The following is a 3,361-nucleotide window of genomic DNA, read 5'->3' on the forward strand; positions in this document are numbered from 1 at the left end:
ATCAGGCAATCGACACCATAACCGACAAGTTCGGAACAGATGCTATTAAACGAGCAAGCCTGAAAGATCAAAAATGAATATACCGTGAATTATCATCACTAATTATACATTTCCTGCCAGCAGTATATTTCTGCGCCCAAACGAAACACAGTGCCAGTCCCCTGGCAAAGCTTGACACTCCCATCCTCCTGAAGGAGGAGGGCTTCGCAGGCAACGCACGTCCCATCGGACCACGTTGACGCCTGAAAGCTCTGCCCGAGCCTCAGTATAATAATTATCTCATAAAAATTAAAAAAGTTCACCAATCCCGTCAAATTTTAGTGGCACTCATGTTCATATATAGTGAGAGAGGGGAAAGTTTATGCAAAATGAAATCAAAGACAAGAAAGCAGGTCAATCTGTAAAAGATAAAAAGAAATATTTTCCGGGTTTCCCTACACTAACATCAATTGTCATCAGCCTGATAATATCGCTTTCCTGTGTGGCGGGATATCATCATTACTTTGCCCCCAGGATAGTAACTGTCGATTTGAAGGGATACGTACAGGCACAAAGGGATCTATTTCTCGCAAATAAGATCGATCAGGAAGGCCTCAGGAGGAACCTCGACAAAATGGAAGAAATTATCACGAGTATTCCAAAGAACAACATCGTCTTCTCACGAGACGCCGTTCTGAGAAATGCCAAGGTAATTGAGCTAAAGTAGGCAGAAGGAGAGTCTATTGAACTATATCGAAAAAATCAAAAATTGGTGGTTGAGTAGCCGGGAACAAATCGCCACCTGGAGTCGGAAGAAACGGATAGTTTTTATATTCCTCCTTGCCCTGGTGATTGCCGGCGGCGCGTTAATACCATCCAGATTTGCTGTTACGCTATCCCCGTCTGTAAACCACAGAATATTTTTTATCGCTAAATACACGGCAGGAGATACGGTTAAAAGCGGGGATTACGTTATGATTTTATTTTCCTCGCCCCTCATTGAAAACGGTAAGCCTCAAAAAGTTATCAAACGAGTTGGTTGTGTGCCTGGGGAAGTCTTACTCAACAATGATGGAGAGTTTTCCTGTTACCTGCCCGGAGATGATGAGAAGCCTTCCTGTGACGGAACACTTCTCGGAAAGGCCAAAGAATTTTCGTTGAAAGGGGAGAGACTTCCCGTTTTCAGCCATTCAGGAGTGGTTCCGGAAGGAAAGATGTTCCTGATCGGCAGTCATAAAGACAGCTATGATTCCAGGTATTTCGGCTTTGTCAATGTAAAGGATATTTTATATGTTGCGCATCCGATTATTTAAGAACCTTGCGTTTCTTCTTGTTGTAGGTGCCCTGGTTTTCTTACCCCTTGCCGATGACGCCAATGCCAATGCCAATGCCAATGCCAATGCTGACACTGGTAAAGATCAGGGCAAGGTGGCAGATGAAGAAACATATTCTGGAGGAAATAAGGGTGGCTGGTGGTGGTATGAGAAAGAGGCAGTCAAGCCTGAACCTCGTGAAAAAGAAAAAAAGCTGGTTGAGAAAGAAGTCCCCAAACACCGCATTCCTAATATGGATGACTACATTGTAGATAAACTATGGAATATGCACCCTGACGATTTTCAAGCCCTTCTAATGGATTTTCAGAAGAAAGCTGTTCGAGAGCCGACGGAAAGTAACGTCAGGGATTATTACGTTATGCAGGATATTGCAAGAAGAAAGTCTTTAGCTTTTGCGCACGTGGCAAGTTACGTGATGCAAAAATACCCCCGGTTGAATGTAGCATCGGCAGCTCCGCTGAATGCTCCCGGACGCAACGCCACAGTACAGGCAAGACATGAAGATACCGTGAATGTACTGAGAGACAATAAAGACGACTTTGCCCTTCTATACTTCACAGCGCCAGGGTGTAAGTACTGTGACGCACAGAACGGTATACTTGTATATTTTATACAGAGGACCGGATGGCAGGTAAAGCGAATTGACGTACAGGAACAACCTGATCTTGCGGCAAGATTTAATATACAGACGACTCCATCAATTATTCTGATATACCGGAATTCAGGCGACTTCTTTCCAGTATCAGCAGGCGTAATGGATGTTGCTACATTAGAACTTAACCTGGCCCGGGGGATACAGCACCTGAAAGGTGAAATGACCCCGGAACAGTACGGTATTTACGAACATCAAAAAGGCGGTATTTTTGACCCTGAATCGATATTGGAAAGAAAAAATTAAAAATTGCAGTGGGGGCGTTATGGAAAAAGAATACAAACAATTATGGAACCGTAAACTGTCTTTTTTGGCCGTTTTTATTTTGACCTTAGCTTTCCTTGTTGCAGGTGTTCCGTCTGCCCACGCCAGCGGCTGGGTTGACAGCTGGCTTGACCAGAAGACAACAACACCGGCGGGACACTTTGAGGGGCAGAAAAGGGGGTACTGGACCGGCGGGAGTTTCTCTGGTCGAGTCCAGACCTCAAAAGATTATCTGGCAACCGTGATGCCTCCGAAAATGTCTGCTGGATGCGGAGGAATAGACATATTCAGCGGAGGGATAGCCCTCCTTGACTTCGATTACCTCGTACAGAAGATGCAGAACATTTTACAGGCCGCACCGGCAGTAGCATTTGACCTCGCCCTTAACGTGCTTTGCGAACCCTGCGCAAATACGATCAAGACTATGGAAGCAATCGCAAACTCACTGAATGCGTTACAGCTTGATGACTGTAAGGCATCAAGAGCCGTCGTGGCCAAGATTATGAGCCCTCTCGCAAATAATCCTTGGGCAACGAAAACTGCGGCGGCGGACTTACAGGCAGAGACCAGTAAGTTTATGGCATCGACGGGAACCGAGGGTAACTGGACTAAACTGAAGGACAAATTGGACGGTATATGGAACAATAAGCTTCCCGAAGGAACGAAATCGGCTGAGACAGGAATGCTGTCAGGCTGTCCCACAATTATCAGACAGGTGTATTTAACTCCTGGCTCCCTGCTCAAGAATGTTGCGGATAGGACAGGTTTAGATAATGATGCCCTGCTCAACCTGATAAGAGGTGTTGTAGGCGATATAACAATTCGAATGATAGAGTCAAGTCCTCGTGCCCTGTATGTTCCGGCGTGTGGGCAAAATGTCAATGCAACATTCGATAACATTCTTGAAGGAAAAGTTTACATAATGACTGTAGACGGCAGCGGTATCACAGCTTGCAGTCCCGCCCCTTCGACCAATATCAACCTCACAGATTATGTAGGACAGAAAATGATAGATATAGCCGGTAAGATGAGTAACGGGCAGATGTTGACTGATGCAGAAAATGATTTTATTGATAACAACCCTCTGTCTCTTGGTGGAGTGTTGAAAATGGCTGTTGGAACTAAACAGGAA

The 3,361-nt window shown here is 45.2% G+C and carries 4 protein-coding genes; all 4 read left to right on the forward strand.

All coding sequences use genetic code 11. The annotated features are described in order from the left end of the window. Window positions 1-361 precede the first annotated feature (361 nt). Entirely contained in the window at window positions 362-706 is a 345-nt protein-coding gene (locus Q7J27_12705) for a hypothetical protein (GenBank protein MDO9529999.1), read from the forward strand. Window positions 707-722: 16 nt separating this feature from the next. Beyond that, window positions 723-1,292 (forward strand): S26 family signal peptidase, encoded by a 570-nt coding sequence (locus tag Q7J27_12710; GenBank protein MDO9530000.1) that lies wholly within the window; start codon window positions 723-725, stop codon window positions 1,290-1,292. After that, window positions 1,270-2,211 (forward strand): conjugal transfer protein TraF, encoded by a 942-nt coding sequence (locus tag Q7J27_12715; GenBank protein ID MDO9530001.1) that lies wholly within the window; start codon window positions 1,270-1,272, stop codon window positions 2,209-2,211. Before Q7J27_12710 ends, Q7J27_12715 begins: the two co-directional genes overlap by 23 nt. A 19-nt stretch (window positions 2,212-2,230) precedes the next feature. Next, a partial coding sequence (locus tag Q7J27_12720; GenBank protein ID MDO9530002.1) for a conjugal transfer protein TraH occupies window positions 2,231-3,361 on the forward strand: 1,131 nt, incomplete at its 3' end.

It is taken from the genome of Syntrophales bacterium (genome assembly GCA_030655775.1).
Taxonomy (GTDB): domain Bacteria; phylum Desulfobacterota; class Syntrophia; order Syntrophales; family JADFWA01; genus JAUSPI01.